Source organism: Nocardia sp. BMG51109 (genome assembly GCF_000526215.1).
GTDB lineage: Bacteria > Actinomycetota > Actinomycetes > Mycobacteriales > Mycobacteriaceae > Nocardia.
The window spans coordinates 1,676,097-1,698,413 of the sequence record NZ_JAFQ01000004.1 but is presented as its reverse complement, the minus strand read 5'-3'; the positions used below and the strand labels follow the sequence as shown (position 1 = coordinate 1,698,413).

The following is a 22,317-nucleotide window of genomic DNA, read 5'->3' as shown; positions in this document are numbered from 1 at the left end:
GAAGGGCGACGACGATGTTGCGCACCATGATGAAATCGAAGATCCACCGCGCCACGGTGACCCACGCCGACCTGCACTACGTCGGCTCGGTGACCGTCGACCCGGACCTGCTGGACGCCGCCGATCTGCTCGAGGGCGAGCAGGTCTGCATCGTCGACATCGATAACGGCGCCCGGCTGGAGACCTATGTGATCGCCGGCGAACGCGGTTCCGGAGTGATCGGAATCAACGGCGCCGCAGCGCATCTCGTGCATCCGGGCGATCTGGTGATCCTGATCGCCTACGGCATGCTGGACGAGTCCGAGCTGCGCGACTACGCCCCGCGCGTGGTGTTCGTGGACGAATGCAACCGCGCGGTGCAGCTGGGCTCCGACCCGGCGCACGCACCGGAGGGCTCGGGCCTGACCTCCCCGCGGTCACTGACCCCGGCGTGAGCGGTCTGGGTCGGGGGCAGGAGAGTAGGGGGCGGGTCGGATGTTGCTGACCATCGACGTGCGCAGTACCAGCATCGAGATCGGGCTGTTCTCCGGGAGCGGCGAGCACGCGAAACTCGAGCAGACCTGGCGGGTGCATACCAATCCGCTGCTGACCGCCGACGAATTCGCCATGCAGGTGCGCGGGCTGATCGGCGATCAGGCCGATCGGGTGGTCGGGGTGTCGGCGCTGTCCACGGTGCCGCCGGTGCTGCGCGAGCTGCGCGAGATGCTGAGCCGGTACTGGAGCCACGTGCCGCACGTGCTGGTGGAACCCGGTGTGCGCACGGGCATTCCGCTGCTGGTGGACAATCCGAAGGAGGTCGGCGCCGACCGCATCGTGAACTGCCTGGCCGCCTTTCACCGCTTCGACGCCCCGGCCGTCGTGGTCGACTTCGGCACCGCCATCTGCGTGGATCTGGTGTCGGCGAAGGGCGAGTTCCTCGGCGGCGTGATCGCGCCGGGCGTGGAGATCGCGACGGAGGCGATCGTGGAGCGCACCGCATTGCGCCGGGCCGAGCTCACCAGGCCGCGCTCGGTGGTGGGCAAGAACAGTATGGAGTGCATCCAGGCCGGGGCCGTCTTCGGTTTCGCCGGGCTCGTCGACGGGCTGATCGACCGCATTCGCGACGAACTCGACACCTTCGCCGGTGACAATGTCGTGGTCGTGGCCACCGGTCGGACGGCGCCGCTGATCGTGCCCGAGTCCGAGACCATCGAACGGCACGAACCGCATCTGACGCTGGACGGGCTGCGGGTGGTCTTCGAGCGCAATCTGCAGCGCCGACGCTGATAATCTGCGGCGCCGGCGCTGTGCTGCGCCCGCCCGGCACCGGCGGATGTGGGGAATCCGACACGATGCTTGCGGCCGGTGGAACCGCTGCTAAACTCGCTGCCGTGACTTTCCGCGTGCGCGTTCAGGAGTGTTGTCGAGGCTGATTCGCCTCGGCCGATGTCGAGGCTTCGCAATCGCCCTCGACCATTCCCACTTCTCCTGGAGCCTCGCTCATGCGTTCCTCTGCAGTCAGTTATCCCGCGCGTATCCGGGCGTCTTCGCCCGCCGCCGTTCCGGCGGTTGCCGGTGTCCGGCTCCCCACCGAGGTCACCGAGCGACCGGTCGCCTCCGCACTGCCCACCCGGCTGCGCCCGGCCGACCTGTTGCGGCTGACCGACGAGGGCGCCGAGGACGTGCTGGCCGGGCGCTACGACCACCTGTTCCCGGCCGGCGGCACCTGGCCCGCCGGTAACCGCTGGGCCGCCCGGCTGCTCAGCGACGAAGAGGTCGACGTCTGGCTGATCAGCTGGGTTCCCGACCGTTCCACCGAACTGCACGATCACGCGGGTTCGCTCGGCGCGCTCACCGTGCTCAGCGGCGCGTTATCGGAATTCCGTTGGAACGGAACGGAATTACGCCAGCGCACGCTGTCGGCGGGGGACCAGGCGTCGTTCCCGCTCGGCTGGGTGCACGACGTGGTCCGCGCGCCCGATCAGTTCGCCGGCGCGCCCGAACCGTCGAATCCGACGCTGTCGGTGCACGCCTATTCCCCACCGCTCACCGCCATGTCCTACTACGAGGTCACCGGCCACGGCACGCTGCGGCGCTCCCGGACCGTCCTCACCGACCAGCCCGAAGGCGATGTGAAATGACCCACTTGACGATCGATGCCATGTTGGAGAACGCGCGGTCGCAGTTGCGGCGGGTCTTCGCGTTCGAGATGCCGGAGGCGATCGGCAGAGGCGCGCGATTGGTCGACATCCGGCCGCAGGCGCAGCGCGTGAAGGAGGGCACGTTGCCCGGCGCGCTGGTGATCGAGCGGAACGTGCTGGAATGGCGGCTGGATCCGACCAGTTCGGCCCGGTTGGCCTCGGCCACCGATCACGACGTGGAATGGATCGTCGTCTGCTCGGAGGGATACACCTCCAGCCTGGCCGCGGCCTCGTTGCAGCAACTGGGATTGCATCGGGCCACCGATCTGGTGGGCGGGTATCAGGCGCTGAAGGCCGCCGGATTGTTGTCGGTCGCCGCGGGCGCCCCGCACATCGCCCGCGAGGCCGCCGCCCTCGCCTCGCTGTAATTTCGCCGATCGCACCCGAATTCGAGCGCGACACAGCGGATTTCGACATCGTGTCCGTTGCGTCGCAATTACTCGATCGGTTGTGGTGGGTGCCGGAGGACCGGCCGAGCGTTCCGCCGATGCCGTTTTGCCGCCGCCCGCGGGGCCGCTCGGGCGGCGCGCAAAACCTTTTCCGGCGGCACGATAGGGTAGTTCGCTGTGAGCACCCCGAACACCCCTTCGTCCGGTGGCTCCGCGGGTTCGGTTCCCGCGGGGCAATCCCGACCTGCCGCAGCGGAAGTCGACGTTCCCGAGCAGATGCGGATTCGCCGGGAGAAGCGTGATCGCCTGCTCGCCGACGGCGGCCAGGCGTATCCGGTGGTGGTGCCCCGCACGCACACCCTGGCGGAAATTCGTGCCGCCTATCCTGAGCTGGCGGCCGATACCGCCACGGGGCAGCAGGTCGGCGTGGCCGGGCGGGTCATATTCACGCGCAATACCGGCAAGTTGTGTTTTGCGACGCTGCAGGAGGGGGACGGCACCAAGCTGCAGGCGATGATCAGCCTGAACGGCGTCGGCGCGGACGCGCTGGCCGCCTGGAAGGCCGACGTGGATCTCGGCGATGTCGTTTTCGTGCACGGTGAGGTGATCTCCTCGCGCACCGGGGAATTGAGCGTCATGGCCGATTCCTGGTCGATGGCGGCGAAGGCGCTGCGGCCGTTGCCGGTGGCGCACAAGGAGATGAGCGAGGAGTCCCGGGTTCGTCAGCGCTATGTCGATCTGATCGTGCGGCCGGAGGCGCGGGAAATGGCGCGCACCCGGGTGCGGGTGGTGCGGGCGTTGCGAAATGCTTTGGAGCGCAGGGGTTTTCTCGAGGTCGAGACGCCGATGCTGCAGACGCTGCACGGCGGTGCCGCCGCACGGCCGTTCGTGACCCACTCGAACGCCCTCGATATGGACCTCTACCTGCGCATTGCTCCGGAGTTGTTCCTCAAGCGCTGCGTGGTCGGCGGCCTCGAGAAGGTCTTCGAGATCAACCGGAACTTCCGCAACGAGGGTGCCGACTCCACCCATTCGCCGGAGTTCGCCATGCTGGAAACGTACGAGGCCTACGGCACCTACGATGATTCCGCGCGGATGGTGCGGGAATTGGTGCAGGAGGTGGCGCAGGAGGTCTTCGGCACCCAGGCGGTGACGCTGGCCGACGGCACCGAATACGATCTCGGCGGCGAGTGGAACACCGTGGAGATGTACCCGTCGCTCTCCGACGCCCTCGGCGTCGTTGTGACACCCGAAACGACCGTGCCGGAATTGCTGAAGCTGGCCGATCGGGTGGGCCTGGAAATTCCGCCGGACAAGGGGTATGGCCACGGCAAACTGGTCGAGGAACTGTGGGAGCACACCTACGGCGACAAGCTGTATGCGCCGACTTTCGTGCGCGACTTCCCGGTGGAGACTTCACCACTGACCCGGGAGCATCGCAGCGAGCCGGGAGTGACCGAGAAGTGGGATCTCTATGTTCGTGGCTTCGAGTTGGCAACCGGCTATTCCGAACTGGTGGATCCCGTGATTCAGCGCGAGCGGTTCATCGATCAGGCGAGATTGGCCGCCCAGGGCGACGACGAGGCCATGCGGTTGGACGAGGACTTCCTCGCGGCGATGGAACATGGTATGCCACCGACAACGGGTACCGGCATGGGAATCGATCGGTTGCTCATGGCCTTGACCGGCATGGGAATCCGGGAAACGATACTGTTCCCAATTGTGCGTCCGACGGCTCGCTGAGCAGTCGGAATCGAATGTCGAAGTCTCGTCTTGGAAATCTCGGAATTCGAGGTATTCTCGACTCGGGCATCGGCCTAGTATGCGGGTCGCACGATTTCGAGAGGACGTTCATCTCATGGCAAAGAAGGTCACCGTTAGCTTGATCGACGATGTCGACGGTGAGTCCACCGCGGACGAGACCGTCGAGTTCTCGATCGACGGTGTGTCGTACGAGATCGACCTGTCCGCGGCAAATGCGTCGAAGCTGCGGGACGGGCTGGAGCAGTGGGTCACCAGCGCACGCCGGGTGAGTGGTCGGCGGCGGAGCAAGCCGGCCGGCGGGACTACGGGCGCGACCAAGAGCCGGGTGTCGATGGACCGTGAGCAGAGCGCGGCAATTCGGGAATGGGCGCGGCGCAAGGGGCACAAGGTATCCGCGCGCGGACGTATCTCCGCCGACATTACCGAGGCATACAACAAGGAAGTCGGTCGTAGCAACTAGTTCTGGTCGTCGCAACCGGCAAGCGGGTGCGACGTCCGTTGTCGCTTTCGCCGCTGCCGTCCGGAGGAATCGTGCGCCGTCCGGGCGGCAGCGGTATTTTCATATCGATTCCGCATAACCGACGGGTGGCGTTTGTCTCCGTCGCGTGGTGCGTGATCTTGCTCGGTCGGGGGCGGCGCGGCACCATGGAAAGGTGCGAACGACGTCACTGGCCGAGTGGAGAGTTGAGGGATCGGCACAGTGACCGCATTTCACGAATCGTTCTTGCGATTCATCGATGACACGGGGCGGCAGGAGGAGTTCGTCCTTTCTGCCGACCGCGAGCGTGTCACGATCGGACGTTCGCAGCAGGCGGACCTGACCCTGTCCTGGGACGCCGAGGTGTCCCGCCTGCACGCCTCGCTGGAGTACCTGGGTGCACACTGGACGATCGTCGACGACGGCCTGTCCCGCAACGGGACGTTCGTCAACGGCGAGCGGTTGGTCGGCCGGCGCCGGCTGGCTCCCGGCGACCGCATCCGGATGGGGACCTCGCTGCTGTCGTTCCACGATTTCACGGGCGTCGCCGACGACGCCACCCGGACCTCGACCGGATCGCTGCCGACGCTGCGCTCGCTGACCGAGACCCAGCGGGCGGTGCTGATCGCGCTCTGCCGCCCGTACAAGAACAACGCCGGGTTCGCGACGCCCGCGCCGAACCAGCAGATCGCCGATGAGCTGTTCCTGAGCGTGGACTCGATCAAGACGCACCTGCGCACGCTGTTCTCCAAGTTCGGGGTGGAGGACCTGCCGCAGAACCGCAAGCGGGTGCGCCTGGCGATGCTGGCCATGCAGAGCGGGATAATTTCCGAGCGCGATCTGTAGCCGTCGCGGGCGGCCGGCCCTGTTCGCTGTCGGCGTACGTACTGGGGAAACGTTACGGGCGGTGGTCGCGTTATGACTGAATGAGTCGTACTGTCGCCGGTTCGCAATAGGGTGGACGGACGACGACCGTGACCCCCGGCAACTAGAGTGGAGGCTGGGGAGGCAACCCCAGGGCTTCATGGCAGGCTGGCGCAGCAGGTGTGAAGCACACGGCAGAGCAGCGCCGGACAGCCGTAGAAAGCGGAGCAGGAAGTGAGGGAGCGATGTTCGAGAGGTTCACCGACCGCGCGCGGCGCGTCGTTGTCCTGGCCCAGGAAGAGGCCAGGATGCTCAACCACAACTACATCGGCACCGAGCACATCCTGCTGGGCCTGATCCACGAGGGTGAGGGTGTCGCGGCGAAGTCCCTGGAGTCCCTGGGCATTTCGCTGGAAGGTGTGCGCAGCCAGGTCGAGGAGATCATCGGGCAGGGCCAGCAGGCGCCGTCCGGCCACATCCCCTTCACCCCGCGCGCCAAGAAGGTGCTGGAGCTGAGCCTGCGCGAGGCGCTGCAGCTCGGCCACAACTACATCGGCACCGAGCACATCCTGCTCGGTCTGATTCGCGAGGGCGAGGGCGTGGCCGCCCAGGTGCTGGTCAAGCTCGGCGCCGACCTCAACCGGGTGCGTCAGCAGGTCATTCAGCTGCTGTCCGGCTACCAGGGCAAGGAGCCGGTCGAATCCGGCGCCCGCGGCGAGCAGGGCACCCCGTCCACCTCGCTGGTGCTCGACCAGTTCGGCCGCAACCTGACGCAGGCCGCGCTGGAGGGCAAGCTGGATCCGGTCATCGGCCGCTCGAAGGAGATCGAGCGCGTCATGCAGGTGCTCAGCCGCCGCACCAAGAACAACCCGGTGCTGATCGGCGAGCCCGGTGTCGGTAAGACCGCCGTGGTCGAGGGCCTGGCGCAGGCCATCGTCAACGGCGAGGTCCCGGAGACGCTGAAGGACAAGCAGCTGTACACCCTCGACCTGGGATCCCTGGTCGCGGGCAGCCGCTACCGCGGTGATTTCGAGGAGCGCCTGAAGAAGGTGCTGAAGGAGATCAACACCCGCGGCGACATCATCCTGTTCATCGACGAGCTGCACACGCTGGTCGGTGCCGGTGCCGCCGAGGGCGCGATCGACGCGGCCTCCATCCTGAAGCCGAAGCTGGCCCGCGGTGAGCTGCAGACCATCGGCGCCACCACCCTCGACGAGTACCGCAAGTACATCGAGAAGGACGCCGCGCTGGAGCGCCGCTTCCAGCCGGTCCAGGTGGGGGAGCCGACGGTCGAGCACACCATCAACATCCTCAAGGGCCTGCGCGACCGGTACGAGGCGCACCACCGGGTGTCCATCACCGACGGTGCCCTGGTGGCCGCCGCAACGCTGGCCGACCGGTACATCAACGACCGGTTCCTGCCGGACAAGGCGATCGACCTGATCGACGAGGCCGGCGCCCGCATGCGCATCCGCCGCATGACCGCACCGCCCGACCTGCGCGAGTTCGACGACAAGATCGCCGACGCCCGCCGGGAGAAGGAAAGCGCGATCGACGCGCAGGACTTCGAGAAGGCCGCGCGGCTGCGCGACAAGGAGAAGCAGCTCGTCGCCAAGCGCGCCGAGCGCGAGAAGCAGTGGCGTTCCGGTGATCTGGACGTCGTGGCCGAGGTCGACGACGAGCAGATCGCGGAGGTGCTGGCCAACTGGACCGGTATCCCGGTGTTCAAGCTCACCGAGGAGGAGACCACCCGTCTGCTCCGCATGGAGGACGAGCTGCACAAGCGGATCATCGGCCAGGAGGACGCGGTCAAGGCCGTTTCCAAGGCCATCCGCCGCACGCGTGCCGGCCTGAAGGATCCGAAGCGTCCGTCCGGTTCGTTCATCTTCGCCGGTCCGTCCGGTGTCGGTAAGACCGAGCTGTCCAAGGCGCTGGCGAACTTCCTGTTCGGCGACGACGACGCGCTCATCCAGATCGACATGGGCGAGTTCCACGACCGCTTCACCGCCTCGCGGCTGTTCGGTGCCCCTCCGGGCTACGTCGGCTACGAGGAGGGCGGCCAGCTCACCGAGAAGGTGCGCCGCAAGCCGTTCTCGGTCGTGCTGTTCGACGAGATCGAGAAGGCCCACCAGGAGATCTACAACACCCTGTTGCAGGTCCTGGAGGACGGCCGCCTCACCGACGGTCAGGGTCGCACGGTCGACTTCAAGAACACCGTGCTGATCTTCACCTCGAACCTCGGTACCTCGGACATCTCGAAGGCCGTGGGTCTGGGCTTCACCCAGTCCAACAGCGAGGGCTCGAACTACGAGCGGATGAAGCTCAAGGTCAACGACGAGCTGAAGAAGCACTTCCGGCCCGAGTTCCTCAACCGCATCGACGACGTGATCGTCTTCCACCAGCTCACCACGGATCAGATCGTGGAGATGGTGGATCTGATGATCGGCCGCGTCGGCGTGCAGCTGAAGAACAAGGATATGGAGATGGAGCTGACCGACCAGGCCAAGAGCCTGCTCGCGAAGCGCGGCTTCGACCCGGTGCTGGGTGCGCGGCCGCTGCGTCGCACCATCCAGCGCGAGATCGAGGACCAGCTGTCGGAGAAGATCCTGTTCGGCGAGCTGGTCGCGGGCCAGATCGTCGAGGTGGATGTCGAAGGCTGGGACGGCGAGGGTGCCGGCGAGGACGCCAAGTTCACCTTCACCGGCCGGGACAAGCCCGCCAAGCCGGCCGAAGACGAGGGTGAGCCGGTGGCCGCGCTGGCCGGCGAGTCCTCGGCGGCGTCCGGAGAGTAGATCGCACCGAGAGCCCCGCTTCCCCAGGTTTTTCCTGGGGAAGCGGGGCTCTCGCATGTCCGTGAACGGATGGGGGACAGCTCGCAGCGCCGGAAATTCGGTGGCGGAACTCGCAGGGTTCGAGGCATCGTCGAACGGACCGACCGCGAAAGGACCGCATGCTGACCGAGACACAGATAGCGGAGTTCGTCTCCGCCGGGTTCGTGAAGGTGGACCGGGCGTTCCCCCGGGAGGTCGCCGACGCCGGGCGGGAGGTCCTGTGGCGGGCAACGGGCTGCGATCCGGACGACCGGTCGACGTGGACGCAGCCGGTGATCTGGCTGGGCGACCATGCCGAGGAGCCGTTCGGGCAGGCGGTGAATACCGCGTCGCTGCACGAGGCGTTCGATCAGCTGGTGGGTCCGGGGCGCTGGCTGCCGCGGATCAGCCTGGGCAGCTTCCCCATTCGCTTTCCCAGCTCGGCGGATCCGGGCGGTGACGGCTGGCATATCGACGCGAGCTTTCCGGGCGACGACCCGGACGACTTCATGACCTGGCGGATCAACCTGTGGTCCAAGGGCCGGGCGCTGCTCATGCTGTTCCTGTTCTCGGATGTGGATGTCGACGATGCCCCGACCCGTATCCGGGTGGGTTCGCATCTGCGCATGCCGAAGGTGTTGGCGCCGTTCGGCGAGGACGGCGTGGGGATGGGGAGTGCGGGCCCCGGAGGAATGCTCGAGGCGTATGCGGCGACCGCCGACCTGCCGGAGGTCCGAGCCACCGGCGAGGCCGGGGACGTCTATCTGTGCCATCCGTTCCTGGTGCATGCGGCGCAGCCGAATCGCACGGGGCGGCCCAAGTTCATGGCGCAGCCGCCGCTGCTGTCGCGTGAGCCGTGCACCCTGAATCGGCCCGACGACGCGTATTCCCCCGTCGAACAGGCGATTCTGCGTGGACTGGACGGTATTCCCGCTGCCTCGGTGGAGACCCGGTAGCGAGCGCCGGCATTCCTGGCCTCGCGCGGAACTCGGCGCGACAGGTCGCGGATGGTATCGGCCGGGGCGGGTCGATCGGCTGGGCGATCGCCACCGGCGCCGCGATGGATTCGCGGACCGGGCCGGATGCGAAGGTGGCTCACCCGGGCCCGGTGCCGGCCGGAGCGATTCAACCGAACGACATGATCGCGCCGGAACCGCCGGCGGCCGCGAACTCGAAGAACCGCACCAGGTTGTCGTAGTTCACGCGCAGATAGTCCAGGGCCTCGGCACCCTCGTACCAGATGTTCGGGTAGACGTTCTGCGCCGTCATGCGTCCGGGGTCGAAACAGCGGGCCAGTCGCTCGAACGGCGTGCTGCGCAACAGGTCCGCGGCGCGGTGGACCAGGTCGGCATCCCATGCGCTCAGCGTGCCGTCGGAGCCGATCGACTCGCCCTCCATGTACAGGTCGAGCCCCAGGTGGGCGGCCTCGAACAGGTAGCGCAGGCCGTCCCATGCCTTGTCGAGATAGCCGTCCGGTTCGCCGTCGCGATCCAGCGACCACAGGAATTCGTGCACATTCTCCGGATTCGCATCGATCCGGTTCAGTTCGGCCGGTGTCACCCGGCTGAACGACATCACCATACCCATCGCAGATCCCCCCAGATGTGATAGCGGTTTTCGTGCCGCCGAGGCTAGCCGGGGGCACCGACAGGTTCGCCGCACGCGGACGTCGCGCGGCTACTGCCACCCCGGACGTACCAGGCCCGATTCATACGCCATGACCACCAGCTGGGTGCGGTCACGCGCGTCGAGTTTCAGCAGGATTCGGCTCACGTGCGTGCGCGCGGTCGCTGGGCTCAGGAACAGTCGCTCGGCGATCTCCGCATTGGTGAGGCCCTCGGCGACCAGCCGCATCACCTCGCGCTCGCGGTCGGTCAGCCCCGTCAGCTCGACGGCAGGCGCGGGCTTGGCACGCGAGGCGAATTCGGCGACCAGGCGCCGCGTGACGCTGGGCGACAGCAGCGCGTCGCCCGCCGCCACCACCCGCACCGCCTTCACCAGATCGGCCGGTTCGGTGTGCTTGACGAGGAATCCCGTTGCGCCCGAACGCATCGCCTCGAAGACGTACTCGTCCAGTTCGAAGGTGGTCAGCACCACCACCTTGACCGCCGTCAGCTCGGGGTCGGCGGCGATCTCCCGGGTGGCGGCCAACCCGTCGAGGACGGGCATCCGGATATCCATCAGCACCACGTCGGGCCGCAGTGCCCTGGTCATCTGCACTGCATGCGCGCCGTTGTCGGCCTCCCCGACGACATCGATCCCCTCCTGCGCGTCCAGCAGCGCGACGAATCCGCCGCGCACCAGCGCCTGATCGTCGGCGACCAGCACCCGAATGCTCACGGCACCTCCAGCCTCGGCCGGTCCGTCGGCACACGACCTCGGCGCGCCGCTCGGATCGGAGCGGCCACCGACGTGCAACCGGCTTCCCACAGGTGATCCAGTATGCGGTGAGATCCGGTACCCGGGTTGTCCGGCGCCGCCCGTCGCACACCGTACCGAGCCGTGCGCGCTGTCCGCGTGCCTGGACGTCCGTGAGTGTCCAAGGGCCGCAAGGGGAATCCGGAGGCAAGGTGCAGTGGCGCCGAGCGGTCGGCGGCCGGTCCGGTCGCCGGTGCCGAACCGGGGAGCAGGAGGCGGGCGTGCGCCCGGAGGAGGCCGTCGAACCTCGGCTCGCTCGCCCGTGGTCCGTGGTGCCGAGTGGTCATCGGTCGGTTCCGCTGTCGGTGTAGAACTGGGGGGACCGGGAGGCGGGCGTGCGCCCGGAGGAGGCCGTCGAACCTCGGCTCGCTCGCCCGCGGTCTGTGGTGTCGAGTGGTCATCGGTCGGTTCCGCTGTCGGTGTCGTGCTGGGGGACCGGGAGGCGGGCGCGGACCCGGAAGCCGCCGCCGGGTCTCGGCTCGGCCGTCAGTTCGCCGCCGAGGGCGTGGGCGCGCTCGATCATTCCCGGAATTCCGTTGCCGCCGTTGTTCGCCGCAACCGGACCGCTGGTCGTCGATCCGCCGGCTTCGGGGCTTGCGGGAGGTGTGTCGGCGTAGTCCGTTCCGGCCGTGGCGTTTTCGTAGCCCGTCCCGGAGGCGTCCTTGTCGCCGGCCGCGGCTGTTCTTTCGTAACCGCCGATTGTGGACGATTGTGGACATTCGCGAGGGGGTGAACTGTCGATGGTCAGGCGTACGGTGCCGGGCGAGTAGTCCACGGTGACAACCGCTTCCGAGCTCGGGGCGTGGCGCAGCACGTTGGTGAGCGATTCCTGCACGATGCGCGCGGCGGCGCCGTCCAGCACGGCGGGCAGCCGCTGCGCGGTCCCGCGAATATCGGTTCGAACGGTCAGGCCGGCCGCGCGGGGCGGGCCGAGCAGCGTATCGAGGTCGCCGATGCCGACGGCCGGACTCGTCGGTACCGCAACGGTTCCCGCGCCGGCCCGGATGGAGCGCAGCAGCGCGTGCACCTCGCCGAGGGCGTCGCGGCTGGCCTCCTTGATCGCCGCCAGCGACGTGGCCGCCTGCTCCGGCTTGCGGTCCAGCAGTTCCAGCGCCACCGACGACTGCACATTGATCACCGACAAGCTGTGTGCGAGGACATCGTGCAGCTCGCGGGCGATGGCCAAGCGTTCCTCGGTGGCGCGCTGCTCGCGCCGGGCCAGCTCGCGGGCGCGTTCGGCCCGTTCGTTGGCACGGGCGGCCTCCGCGCGTTCCCGCCGCGCCACCAGCACGGACCGGCGCTGCCGGATACCCTCCGCCACCGCCACCAGGACGGCCAGCCAGGCCAGCAGGCCGGCGGCCTGCCAGCCGTTGGTCGAGTAGCCGCGCAGCGCGGGCACCGGCCACACCATCAGCAGATAGCCCACCGGCAGGAACGGGTAGGTGTACCAGCGCGAACACCGGGCGGCGGCGGTGAGGAAGGCGAACACCAGCGAGAGGAAGATGGGTCCGTACCCGTATCCGATGAGCAGGTACGCCGCCGTGACGGCCAGTACGCCGAGGAACACGGTCCGCGGGTGAGTGCGGCGTACCACCAGCAGCAGCGGTCCGGCGAGCAGCAGCGCGAAGCCGAGCGCGTCGAGGTCGCGGGTTCCGCTCTGGTGCAGGTTGGCCAGGTTCCCGAAGACGAGCTGCACCGCGGCGACGATCATCGCCGGCAGCACATCCCGGCCGTGCGGCCGCGCCTTCGGTTGCACACTCGCACGGTAGCCGGGGCTACGGGGAAACGGGGGCATCGCGCGGCGAATTACGTCTGGATACGTATGCCGGATCGCTCCGTGCGGCGGATGTGTCGACCGAGGTCCCAGGCGGATTCTCGATGCCATGAACGATTCGGCACACGACAGCGACGGCACCCGGACCACCGATGCGCCGACTCCGGCCATCCCGGGCCGAGTCCCGGGCGGCGACGCCGGTGGCCGTCCCGACACTCTCTCGGCGACGGTCGTCGCAGGACCGGACCCGGTTGCCGCTCGGCCCGACCGGGCCACACCCCAGCCGGATCCGGCTGCTGTTCGCCCGGACTCGGCCATCGTCCGGCCGGATCCGGCTGCTGCCCGACCGGCCCCGGCCGCCCCTGGTGTGGACTCGGCCGCCGCTCGCCCGGACTCGGCCGCCGCTCGCCCGGACTCGGCCGCCGTCCGCCCGGACTCGGCCGCCGTCCGCCCGGACTCGGCCGCCGTCCGCCCGGACTCGGCCGCCGTCCGCCCGGGCGCGGCCGGGTCCGATACGGTCACTGCCCGGCCGGCCCCGGCCGACACGGTTGTGGTCACCGAGGCCCTGACCAAAAGCTATGGCTCGCACACCGCCGTCGACGCCTTGCATATGACCGTCCGCGGCGGCGAGATCTACGGCTTCCTGGGGCCCAACGGCGCCGGCAAGACGACCACGCTGCGCATGCTGGTCGGCCTGATCCGACCCAGTTCCGGAACGGCGACCGTGCTGGGTGGTCGGCCGGGCGATCCGGATACCTTGCGGCGCATCGGCGTTCTCATCGAAGGGCCCGGCTTCTATCCGTACCTCTCGGGCCGGGACAATCTGCGGGTGCTCGCCCGCTATCGCGGGACGTTCGACCGTCGTCGGCGTTCCGGTTCGGGCGGCCCCGCCGACGTGCGCACCGCTGACGCGCCGAGTGCTCTTTCCCGCGAGAGCGGCCGCAACGGTCTCCCCGCGGGCACCCGAACCCGCGACACCCGCGCGCTGCACGACGATGTGGAACACGTGCTGCACCGGGTCGGGTTGACGGATCGGGCCGACGAGAAGTTCCGCGCCTACTCGCTGGGGATGAAGCAGCGGCTCGGTGTCGCCGCGGCGCTGCTGGGCCGCCCGGACCTGCTCATCCTCGACGAACCCACGAACGGGCTCGACCCGGCCGGCATGGCCGACATGCGCGAGCTCATCACCGGGCTCGCCGCCGACGGGCACACCGTCGTGCTGTCGTCGCACCTGCTCGGCGAGGTGCAGGAGATCTGCGATCGCGTCGGCGTCATCTCGCGGGGCCGCCTGCTCACCGAGGCGACGGTGAGCGAACTACGCGGTGCCGCAACGCTTTTCCTGCGAGCAGAACCGATCGAGCTGGCCTTCCCGGCCGTTCGGGGCGTGGCGGGCGATCGATCCGCGTTGCTGACCGCCACCGGCATCAGAGTCGATGCCGGCACGGCAATGGCGCCGGCGGTGGCGCGCGCGGTGATCGCGGCCGGTGCGGACCTGCTGGAGCTACGCACCGACGAAAAGTCGCTGGAGGAGGTCTTTTTCGAGATGACGCAAACGGAGGAAGTACGATGAAAGACCTGTTGGCTTGTGCCAGAGCGGAATTCACCCGGTTGCGGAAGTGGCCCGCGTTCTGGATCGTGCTCGGCACGTGGATCCTGTTGAATCTCACGTTCGCCTATCTGTTCAACTATCTGGCCTACACCTCGGGCGAAGGCTCCCGGATGTCGAACGGTCAGCCGCGCGACGTGCTGCTGCATCTGATGCTCCCGGCCGCGGTGCCGGAGGTGTTCACTCAGGGTATGGCGATGTTCGGCGGTGCGTTGATGCTGGTGCTCGGTGCGCTGGTGGTCGGCGGCGGATACGGCTGGGGGAGCTGGAAAACCGTTCTCACCCAAGGGCCTTCGCGGACGAATGTGATCGGCGGGGCGGTGCTGGCGCTGACGGCGGTGGCGGTGGCGCTGGTATGCGCGGCCTTCGTGATCGACACCGGCGTGGCCGCCGTGATCGCCGGTACGCAGCACGAGTCGATGGCGCTGCCGTCGGCCGGCCGGTCTCTGATCGGTATCGCCACGGGCACGGCAATTCTCGGCATGTGGACGCTGGCGGGAGCGTTGATCGGTGCGCTCGCGCGGGGCCCGGCGCTCGCGGTCGGTCTGGGCCTGGTCTGGGTGCTGGTGGTGGAGAACCTGCTGCGCGGTGTGGGAGCGATCTTCTCCCCGGTCCGGGTCATCACCGACCATCTGCCCGGCACCGCCGCCGGCTCGCTGGCCGGTGCGATGCGCACGGCCGGGGGAGCGGCGACGCCCGGGGTTCTCGACATTCTGTCCCGCCCGGCATCGTTCGTGGTCCTGGCCGCCTATGTCGTGGCGTTCGTCGGTGGCACGGTGTGGCTGGTCCGCCGCCGCGACATGATCTGAGCGGCAACACTGTTCGGCAGCCGCCGGTGCCCGTGGCTCCGGCGGCTCCGGCCGTCCGGGTCGCTGTCGGCCGGGACAGGCCACGCCGTACGTGGCGCGCCCGGCGCCGGTCGTCCGGACGAGTGACCGTCCCCCCGATTTCTCCTAGCCGACTCCATGAAGAGGTACGGCAGTCCGCCACGAGCCGGTAGGTTCGACAGCGGACGGCAATGCGTTTCCGACTGTGAAAGGACAGTGATGCCAACACGTACCGCGCGCACCGCTTGGACCGGGGGTCTGCAGGACGGCTCGGGCCAGGTCGAACTGGCGAGTTCCGGCGTCGGCAAGTTCGATGTGTCGTTCCCGAAGCGGACCGCCGACACCGCCGAGGGCACCACCAGCCCGGAGGAACTGATCGCGGCTGCACATTCGTCGTGTTATGCCATGGCGCTGTCGGGGCAGATCGCCACCGCCGGCGGCACCGTGCAGAGCCTGGCCGTCGACGCCGATGTCACCCTGGGCCCGGATCCGGCGGGCGGTTTCCACATCAGCACCATCAAGCTGACCGTCCGCGGCAAGGTCGACGGCCTCGACGCCGCCGGTTTCCAGGCCGCGGCCGAGGGCGCCAAGGTCGGCTGCCCGATCAGCAAGGCCCTGGCGGGCGTCGGCACCATCGAACTGGATGCCGCGCTGGAGTCCTGACCGAGTAGGACCGGGCGTCGGCGCGGTACAGGGCGGCGACCGCGACGAGCACCGCCGCCACCCACATGCGCGGTGCGCAGCAGCGCCGACAGCCCGGCCACCTGAGTCTTCTCGAGTTCGCCCCGCCCCGTGGCGGCCAGCGCGGCCACGGGTCCGATGTTCCTGCCGTCAGGCTCGTCCGCGAGCAGGTCGGAGCCGCGCAAGTTCGACCGGAGAAGGCGCGAGCCTACGCGGAGACCTCGGCCTTCTTCCGGCCGGCGAATTCGGTGAGGGTCGCGAAGGCGAGCCCGAGCACGGCCCACAGCGTCGCCGACACGGCCAGTGACGACACCCGGAACTGCCACAGCAGCGTGGCCGGGAAGTCCCCCTTCACCTCGTTCACCCCGGGCAGCGCGATGTAGCCGATCGCCACCACGATCACGAAGACCGCCACCGCGGCGACGAGTCGCAGCGTGCCGGGTTGTGCCGAGAGCAGCCGATGGACGTACACCGCCGCGCCGACCGCCGCGAGTCCGAGCAGCACGGCCGCCAGCCACAGCCAGGTGCGCTGGTTGATCGTGTCCGGTTCGCCGACCGCGGGTGGGTTGGCCGGGTACTTGAAGAACGGCACCGCGGTGATCGCCAGCCAGCCGCACAGCCCCAGCGATACGGCCAGCTTCGGCCCGGGCAGGGCGGTGTGGCGGCGTGCGACGTTGGCGACGGCGGCGAAGATCGCGCCCAGCGCCAGGCCGCCCAGGCCGAGCGCCAGGAACTCGCCGAACCTCTGGCCGCCGCGGCTGACCAGCGGTTCCTCCGATTCGCCGTGGGAGTGGCCGGATTCGGCGCTCGACTCCTCGAGGGTGATCGCCGATTCGATCTTCGGCTCGCCGATCACGAATCCGACCGTTCCGGCGAGCAGCCCGGCGATCAGTCCGGCCAGCAGGCCGCGGAGCAGCAGGGTGGTGAACGATCCGGTCAGTGGCACGGCACGCCCAGCAGGTGCCGTCCGTCGTGCATCAGCTCGTGCAGGTACATCCCGCTGCGGGAGACCGCGCCCTGATCGAAGCCGACCAGGTACAGCGTGAGCAGTGCCAACAAGACGACGCCCACCGTCACGAGCACGGCGGCGAGGGAATCGGTTGCGCGGCTCGGGGTATGCGCAACGGCCATGGTGGTCCTCCTTCGGGGATGGTCGCGTCCCCGCGAGCCGATCTAGCAACGACGGTGCCGGTGTCTGGCTCTCCGGCGGATGCCGGATCACAGTGGCGCGACCGCCCCGGAATCACACCGGGTTACCGCGTCACCGTCGCTCTGGTCCTCTGAACTGTGACACCCTGAGTGACGTGGCGTCAACTGCCCGACCGGCATCCGGTCGCCGCTCACGATTGCCGATCGGCATCGGTGCGGCGATCGGGGCGGTGGTGGTGGTCGCCGCGATCGTGGTGGTGGTGCCGCGGGCGCCCGCCGCACCGCAGGGCTTTCCCTGTCCCGGCGACAGTGCATCGACGCAGCCCGGATGGGCGCCGGCGGCGACGTCGTTCGGCGCGGGCTACGACGCGCATCCGTTCGTCGGCAACGGCTATCTCGGACTGCGGATACCGCCCGCCGGTACGGGCTACGCGGAGACCGGGGAGAAGACCGGCTGGCCGCTGTATACGCCGCGCTACGACGGCGCGTTCGCGGCCGGTTTGTACGCGCGTGATCCGGCCGTCGCCGACGGACTGGCGACCGCCGCGGCGCTGCCGAACTGGTCGACTCTGCTGGTCGGGGTGGGCGACGAAACCTTCTCGCCCGCAACGCCGTCCGCTCAGGTGTCGAATTTCCGGCAGACGCAGTACCTGCGCTGCGGGCTGGTGCGGACCGAGCTGACCTGGACCACGCGCGACGGCCGCGCCACCGACCTGGTGTACGACGTGCTCACCGATCGCACCGATCAGCATGCCGCCGCGGTGCATCTGACCGCGACACCGCACTGGAGCGGCCGCCTGACGGTCATCGATCGGATCGACTTCGCCGGGGCGCGCCGCGTCGACCCGATCGCGGTGCCGAACCCGGACCCCGCCACGTACCTGGCCGAATTCCGAACCAGGACAACGAATGTGACCGGAGATGTGGCGTCGGTTCTGGATGCCGGGAGCCCGGCTCGGGCGGGGGAATCCGGCAGGCAGGCGACGATGGATGTCGCCTCGGGGCGGTCGCACGAGGTCACCAAGTTCGTCGGCGTCGACACCGGTCGCACCGCGCCCGATCCGGGCCGTGCCGCGGTCGGCGCCGCGCACCGGGCCGCGGCGCGGGGGTGGTCGAATCTGCTTGCGGCGCAGGCGAAGTCTTGGCGTGCGCTGTGGGATTCGGATATCGAGGTGCCCGGCCGGCCGGACGTGCAGCGCTGGGTCCGGGGCGCGCTCTACGCGCTGTACTCGGCGACGAATCCGCAGCAGGACAACAGTATTTCGCCCACCGGGCTGAGCAGTGACAACTACGCCGGACTGATCTTCTGGGACGCCGACATCTGGATGTACCCGGCGCTGCTGGCGTTTCGACCCGAACTGGCCCGGTCGGTGATCGACTACCGATTCGAGACCCTGCCCGGTGCGCGGGAGAATGCCCGGCGGCTCGGACATCCGGGCGCGTTCTACCCGTGGACCAGTGCGCACACCGGTGACCTGTGGAGCGAGTGCCACAGCTGGTCACCGCCGCACTGCGTGACGCAGATCCATCTGCAGGGCGATGTCTCGCTCGCCGCCTGGCAGTACTTCCTGGCCACCAAGGACATCGGTTACCTGCGCGAACGCATCTGGCCGATCATGTCGAGCCTGGCCGAGTTCTGGGCCGCGCGGGCGACGCCGAATCCGGACGGCAGCTACTCCGTCCGCGATGTCGCCGGACCGGACGAATACAGCAACGGCGTGGACGACGGCGCCTACACGAACGGCGTTGCGGCCGTGGCGCTCCGCAATGCCGTCACGGCCGCGGGCATAATCGGTGCCCCCGCGCCACCGGAGTGGACCGCCGTCGCCGACCACCTGCGCATGCCGTTCGACGCGCAAGACGGGATATTCCTGCAGTACGACGGCTACCGTGGCACGCGGATCAAACAGGCCGACACCGTGCTGCTGCAATATCCGCTCGAATGGCCGATGGCGCCGCAGGTGGCGGAGCGGACGCTGGACTACTACGCCGAGCGCACCGATCCGGACGGACCCGCCATGACCGATTCGGTGCACCAGATCGATGCGGCCGCGAGCGGTGTGCCGGGCTGTTCGGTGGGCACCTATCTGGACCGTTCGGCCCGCCCGTTCGTCCGCGAACCCTTCGGGCAGTTCGCCGAGGCGCGCGGGGAGAAGGCGGGCGCCACCGATCCGCTGGCCGGATCGCCGGCATTCGATTTCGCCACTCTCGCCGGTGGTTTCGTGCAGGAGTTCACCGGCGGGCTGGCCGGGTTGCGGTGGCGGGAAGACCGAGTGCGACTGGATCCGTTGTTGCCGCCGCAGCTGAGTGCGGGCGTTACGGTGCGCGGATTACGTTGGCAGGGAAGGATTTTCGATGTCTCGGTGGGTCCGGAGCGCAGCGAGGTCACGCTGAGGTCGGGGGAGCGGCTGCCGGTCGAGACAGGAAATGGTGTGCGGCAGGTGGATCCGGGCCGGTCGCTGGATCTGCCGACTCGGCGGCCGGACCTGACCCCGACCTCCGACGCGGCCCGCTGCAAGACCGCGGCCGCGTCCACCGAGCGCCCGGGCGACTACGCCGCCGCGGCGGTCGACGGCGATCCCGCCACCCGCTGGCTACCGGCCACCGACCGCGCCGACCTCACCGTCGACCTGGGTGCGGTCACCGCCGTGAGCCGGGTGGCGCCGGTATGGAGCGGTCCGCCTCCGCCGTCGTCCGAGGTGGCGATATCCCGGGACAACCGCACCTGGACCACCGTGGCACGCGGAACCGACGGCTCTTTGTCGGTTCCGTCCTACGCCCGCTACGTCCGCCTGCGGCTCGCAGGCGTGGATCCCGGTGCGGAGACAGGTGTTCGGGAATTGGACGTGATTCGCGCACCGGAATGACGGCAGCGGCGTCATTCCGGCGATGTCGGCTCCGGCGTTCTCGACGGTGCCCGCGTGGCGGTCCGGCAGCCGGTCTAGGACTTGGCCGGGACGTCCATCACGACCTCGAACTCCAGCAGCGACGCTCCGCTCGCCACCGGCTTGCGGTCGCTGCCCGCGTGCGCCTCCTTGGCCGGGCCGTCCCGCCACGCGGCGAACGATTCCTCCGAATCCCAGTGCGTGACAACGAAGTACCGGTCGTCACCGGCCACCGGGCGGAGCAACTGGAAGCCGAGGAATCCGGGGGAGTTCTCGACCGCGTGCGCACGGTGCGCGAACCGCTTCTCCAGTTCGGGGCCCGCGCCCTCGGGAACCTCGATCGCATTGATCTTCACAACAGCCATGTGCACCAGGCTAGCGCCGTCTCCGGGCCGCGGGCGCCCGACGTATCGTCGACACGATGCTGTACGACGAGGGCGGCACGGGTGTGCCGATACTGCTGCTGCACGGGCTGATGGGCAGTGCGCGCACCTGGCGGACGCAGCTGGACTGGCTGCGCGCGTTCGGGCACGTGTACTCCTTCGATGCCGCGGGACACGGCCGCCCGCCCCCGCCCGAGCTGACCACCGAGGCGTTCGTGGCCGATCTGGCGGCGGCCACGTCGGCGATCACCGAGCCGATGGTGGTGGTCGGGCATTCGATGGGCGGGCTGCACGGCTGGGTGTTCGCGGCGGAACATCCCGAGCGGGTGCGGGCCCTGGTGATCGAGGACATCGCCCCGGATTTCCGCGGCCGCACCGCCCGCGACTGGGCGGCCATGATCGAGTCCTGGCCGCAGCCGTTCCCGGACGAGGACGCGGTGCTGGACTACTTCGGCCCCGTCGCCGGCCGCTACTTCCTGGAGTCGTTCCGCCGCGACCCCGACGGCTACCGGTTACACGGGGCCGTCGCCACGTTCCGGGACATCTCGGAGGAGTGGGGAGTCCGCGATTTCTGGGCGCAGTGGCGTGCGATCCGGGTTCCGGCCCTGCTGGTCGAGGGCGAGTACACCATCACGCCGCCGGGGCAGATGCGCGAGATGGCGGCCGTCCACCCGAACGCCCGCCACGTCCTGGTTCCCGGCGCCGGCCACCTCGTCCACGACGACCGTCCGGAGCGCTACCGCACCGAGGTCGAGGAGTTCCTCCGCGAGATCCTCGCCTGAGCCCCTCGTCCGGGCGGATACCTGCACGGATTCCGGTCGAGGGCTCGCCGGACCGGCGGGACCATCGTTTGATGGCACGTGCCTTCAGTCGGCCCCGGTGGTCGTCGTATGCTCGTCGCAGCCCCCGAACAAAGGTGACCACACGATGATCGACTTCTCGATTCCCGCCGACCTGGCCGCCGAACGCGACCGGATCCGCCAGTTCGTCATCGACAAGATCGTTCCGTACGAGCGCGATCCCCGGCTGACCTCGCACGGTCCGAACGACGATCTGCGCCGGGAACTGGTCGAGCTGGCCCGGGCCGAGAAGTTGCTGACCGTTCAGGCCCCGGTGGAGCTGGGCGGGCGCGGCCTGTCGCATGTCGAGCAGGCGGTGCTCTACGAGGCCGCCGGCTGGTCCACCCTCGGCCCGGTCGCGATGAACTGCGCGGCCCCGGACGAGGGCAACATGTTCCTGCTGTCCAAGGTCGCGAATCCCGAACAGTCCGACCGCTACCTGATGCCGGTGATCGACGGCAGCCAGCGCTCGGTGTTCGCGATGACCGAACCGGACGGCGCCGGCTCGGACCCGGGGCAGCTGGCCACCACCGCCACCTTCGATGGCGAGAACTTCACCGTCAACGGCCGCAAATGGCTGATCACCGGCGCCGACGGGGCGAAGACCTGGATCATCATGGCCCGCCTGGAGGCCAATCCGCACTTGCCCGAGGGGCCCACTCTGTTCCTCGCCGAAGGCGGAAGCCCGGGCATCGTCGTCGAACGCACCATGAACACGATGGATCGCAACTACGTCGGTGGCCACGGCGTGGTCCGGTTCGAGAACCTGGTGCTGCCGAAGGAGTCGGTGCTCGGCGAGACCGGCCAGGCGCTGCGATACGCGCAGCTGCGGCTGGCCCCGGCCCGGCTCACGCACTGCATGCGCTGGCTCGGTGCCGCCGAGCGCGCACAGAGCATCGCCGTCGAGCATGCCAAGACCCGCACCGCCTTCGGCAGGCCGATCGGCGAGCACGAGGGTGTGTCGTTCCTGTTGGCGGACAACGAGATCGCGCTGCACCAGTGCCGGCTGACCATCTGGCACGCGTGCTGGCTGATGGATCAGGGGCACAAGGCCCGGCACGAGAGCTCGATCGCCAAGTCGTCGGTGTCCGAGGAGCTGTTCAAGGTCGCCGACCGCTGCGTGCAGGTGCTCGGCGGCATCGGCATCAGCGATGAGACGGTGGTGGAGATGATCTTCCGGGATATGCGCGCCTTCCGCCTCTACGACGGCCCGACCGAGGTGCACAAATGGGCAATCGGCCGGAAGGTGCTCCGCTGAGCCCTGCCGGCG

The 22,317-nt window shown here is 68.9% G+C and carries 21 protein-coding genes and 1 riboswitch; of the genes, 15 read left to right on the top strand and 6 right to left on the bottom strand.

Annotated features, from left to right (window positions below; genetic code table 11):
* Window positions 1–14 precede the first annotated feature (14 nt).
* From panD to D892_RS0108955, 9 genes are all read left to right on the top strand, one after another.
* The gene (gene panD / locus D892_RS0108995) at window positions 15–434 is read left to right on the top strand and encodes an aspartate 1-decarboxylase (RefSeq protein ID WP_024800921.1); all 420 of its coding nucleotides are present in this window, start codon (window positions 15–17) and stop codon (window positions 432–434) included.
* Window positions 435–474: 40 nt separating this feature from the next.
* Window positions 475–1,266, top strand: coding sequence for a type III pantothenate kinase (locus D892_RS0108990; RefSeq protein WP_024800920.1), 792 nt, complete (start codon window positions 475–477; stop codon window positions 1,264–1,266).
* Between the two features lie 215 nt (window positions 1,267–1,481).
* A complete protein-coding gene (locus tag D892_RS0108985) occupies window positions 1,482–2,120 on the top strand; it encodes a cysteine dioxygenase family protein (RefSeq protein WP_024800919.1) in 639 nt (212 codons plus the stop codon).
* Window positions 2,121–2,125: 5 nt separating this feature from the next.
* Complete coding sequence (locus tag D892_RS0108980; RefSeq protein ID WP_024800918.1) at window positions 2,126–2,548, top strand: rhodanese-like domain-containing protein; 423 nt, start codon at window positions 2,126–2,128, stop codon at window positions 2,546–2,548.
* 297 nt (window positions 2,549–2,845) lie between these two features.
* The gene (gene lysS, locus D892_RS0108975; protein WP_036566844.1) at window positions 2,846–4,312 is read left to right on the top strand and encodes a lysine--tRNA ligase; all 1,467 of its coding nucleotides are present in this window, start codon (window positions 2,846–2,848) and stop codon (window positions 4,310–4,312) included.
* Between the two features lie 115 nt (window positions 4,313–4,427).
* On the top strand, window positions 4,428–4,793 hold the full coding sequence (locus tag D892_RS0108970) for an Lsr2 family protein (RefSeq protein ID WP_024800916.1): 366 nt from the start codon (window positions 4,428–4,430) through the stop codon (window positions 4,791–4,793).
* Window positions 4,794–5,033: 240 nt separating this feature from the next.
* Window positions 5,034–5,657 carry an FHA domain-containing protein gene (locus tag D892_RS0108965; RefSeq protein ID WP_024800915.1) on the top strand — a complete coding sequence of 208 codons (624 nt, stop codon included), beginning with the start codon at window positions 5,034–5,036 and terminating at the stop codon, window positions 5,655–5,657.
* Between the two features lie 263 nt (window positions 5,658–5,920).
* Complete coding sequence (locus tag D892_RS0108960) at window positions 5,921–8,467, top strand: ATP-dependent Clp protease ATP-binding subunit (protein WP_024800914.1); 2,547 nt, start codon at window positions 5,921–5,923, stop codon at window positions 8,465–8,467.
* Window positions 8,468–8,625: 158 nt separating this feature from the next.
* Window positions 8,626–9,441: a phytanoyl-CoA dioxygenase family protein gene (locus D892_RS0108955; RefSeq protein ID WP_024800913.1), complete on the top strand. Its 816-nt coding sequence runs from the start codon at window positions 8,626–8,628 to the stop codon at window positions 9,439–9,441.
* Between the two features lie 169 nt (window positions 9,442–9,610).
* On the opposite strand, the gene D892_RS0108950 is transcribed toward D892_RS0108955, so the two are convergent.
* The 3 genes from D892_RS0108950 to D892_RS0108940 form a co-directional block, all read right to left on the bottom strand.
* Window positions 9,611–10,072, bottom strand: a complete 462-nt coding sequence (locus D892_RS0108950) for a YfbM family protein (protein WP_024800912.1) — start codon at window positions 10,070–10,072, stop codon at window positions 9,611–9,613.
* A 90-nt stretch (window positions 10,073–10,162) separates the two neighbouring features.
* Window positions 10,163–10,825 (bottom strand): response regulator transcription factor, encoded by a 663-nt coding sequence (locus D892_RS0108945; protein ID WP_024800911.1) that lies wholly within the window; start codon window positions 10,823–10,825, stop codon window positions 10,163–10,165.
* A 475-nt stretch (window positions 10,826–11,300) separates the two neighbouring features.
* Window positions 11,301–12,659, bottom strand: a complete 1,359-nt coding sequence (locus D892_RS0108940) for a sensor histidine kinase (protein ID WP_036566839.1) — start codon at window positions 12,657–12,659, stop codon at window positions 11,301–11,303.
* A 583-nt stretch (window positions 12,660–13,242) separates the two neighbouring features.
* Here D892_RS0108940 and D892_RS44965 point away from each other — a divergent pair.
* From D892_RS44965 to D892_RS0108925, 3 genes are all read left to right on the top strand, one after another.
* Window positions 13,243–14,247 (top strand): ABC transporter ATP-binding protein, encoded by a 1,005-nt coding sequence (locus tag D892_RS44965; protein WP_036568456.1) that lies wholly within the window; start codon window positions 13,243–13,245, stop codon window positions 14,245–14,247.
* Entirely contained in the window at window positions 14,244–15,092 is an 849-nt protein-coding gene (locus D892_RS0108930; protein ID WP_024800908.1) for an ABC transporter permease subunit, read from the top strand. The genes D892_RS44965 and D892_RS0108930 overlap by 4 nt, the downstream gene beginning before the upstream one ends.
* Before the next feature lie 237 nt (window positions 15,093–15,329).
* A complete protein-coding gene (locus D892_RS0108925) occupies window positions 15,330–15,773 on the top strand; it encodes an OsmC family peroxiredoxin (RefSeq protein ID WP_024800907.1) in 444 nt (147 codons plus the stop codon).
* A gap of 226 nt (window positions 15,774–15,999) precedes the next feature.
* On the opposite strand, the gene D892_RS0108920 is transcribed toward D892_RS0108925, so the two are convergent.
* Together D892_RS0108920 and D892_RS0108915 are read right to left on the bottom strand one after the other, a co-directional pair.
* Complete coding sequence (locus D892_RS0108920; protein ID WP_024800906.1) at window positions 16,000–16,737, bottom strand: CbtA family protein; 738 nt, start codon at window positions 16,735–16,737, stop codon at window positions 16,000–16,002.
* The gene (locus D892_RS0108915; protein WP_024800905.1) at window positions 16,728–16,922 is read right to left on the bottom strand and encodes a CbtB-domain containing protein; all 195 of its coding nucleotides are present in this window, start codon (window positions 16,920–16,922) and stop codon (window positions 16,728–16,730) included. Before D892_RS0108915 ends, D892_RS0108920 begins: the two co-directional genes overlap by 10 nt.
* A gap of 37 nt (window positions 16,923–16,959) precedes the next feature.
* A riboswitch (cobalamin riboswitch) is annotated at window positions 16,960–17,102 on the bottom strand.
* Here D892_RS0108915 and D892_RS0108910 point away from each other — a divergent pair.
* The gene (locus tag D892_RS0108910; RefSeq protein ID WP_232236032.1) at window positions 17,096–19,807 is read left to right on the top strand and encodes a discoidin domain-containing protein; all 2,712 of its coding nucleotides are present in this window, start codon (window positions 17,096–17,098) and stop codon (window positions 19,805–19,807) included. Its footprint overlaps the riboswitch before it by 7 nt.
* Before the next feature lie 74 nt (window positions 19,808–19,881).
* Here D892_RS0108910 and mhuD read toward each other — a convergent pair whose 3' ends face one another.
* Window positions 19,882–20,190, bottom strand: coding sequence for a mycobilin-forming heme oxygenase MhuD (gene mhuD / locus D892_RS0108905; RefSeq protein WP_024800903.1), 309 nt, complete (start codon window positions 20,188–20,190; stop codon window positions 19,882–19,884).
* A gap of 56 nt (window positions 20,191–20,246) precedes the next feature.
* Here mhuD and D892_RS0108900 point away from each other — a divergent pair, with 56 nt between their 5' ends.
* Window positions 20,247–20,990 (top strand): alpha/beta fold hydrolase, encoded by a 744-nt coding sequence (locus D892_RS0108900; RefSeq protein ID WP_024800902.1) that lies wholly within the window; start codon window positions 20,247–20,249, stop codon window positions 20,988–20,990.
* 145 nt (window positions 20,991–21,135) lie between these two features.
* Entirely contained in the window at window positions 21,136–22,305 is a 1,170-nt protein-coding gene (locus D892_RS0108895) for an acyl-CoA dehydrogenase family protein (protein ID WP_024800901.1), read from the top strand.
* Window positions 22,306–22,317 lie beyond the last annotated feature (12 nt).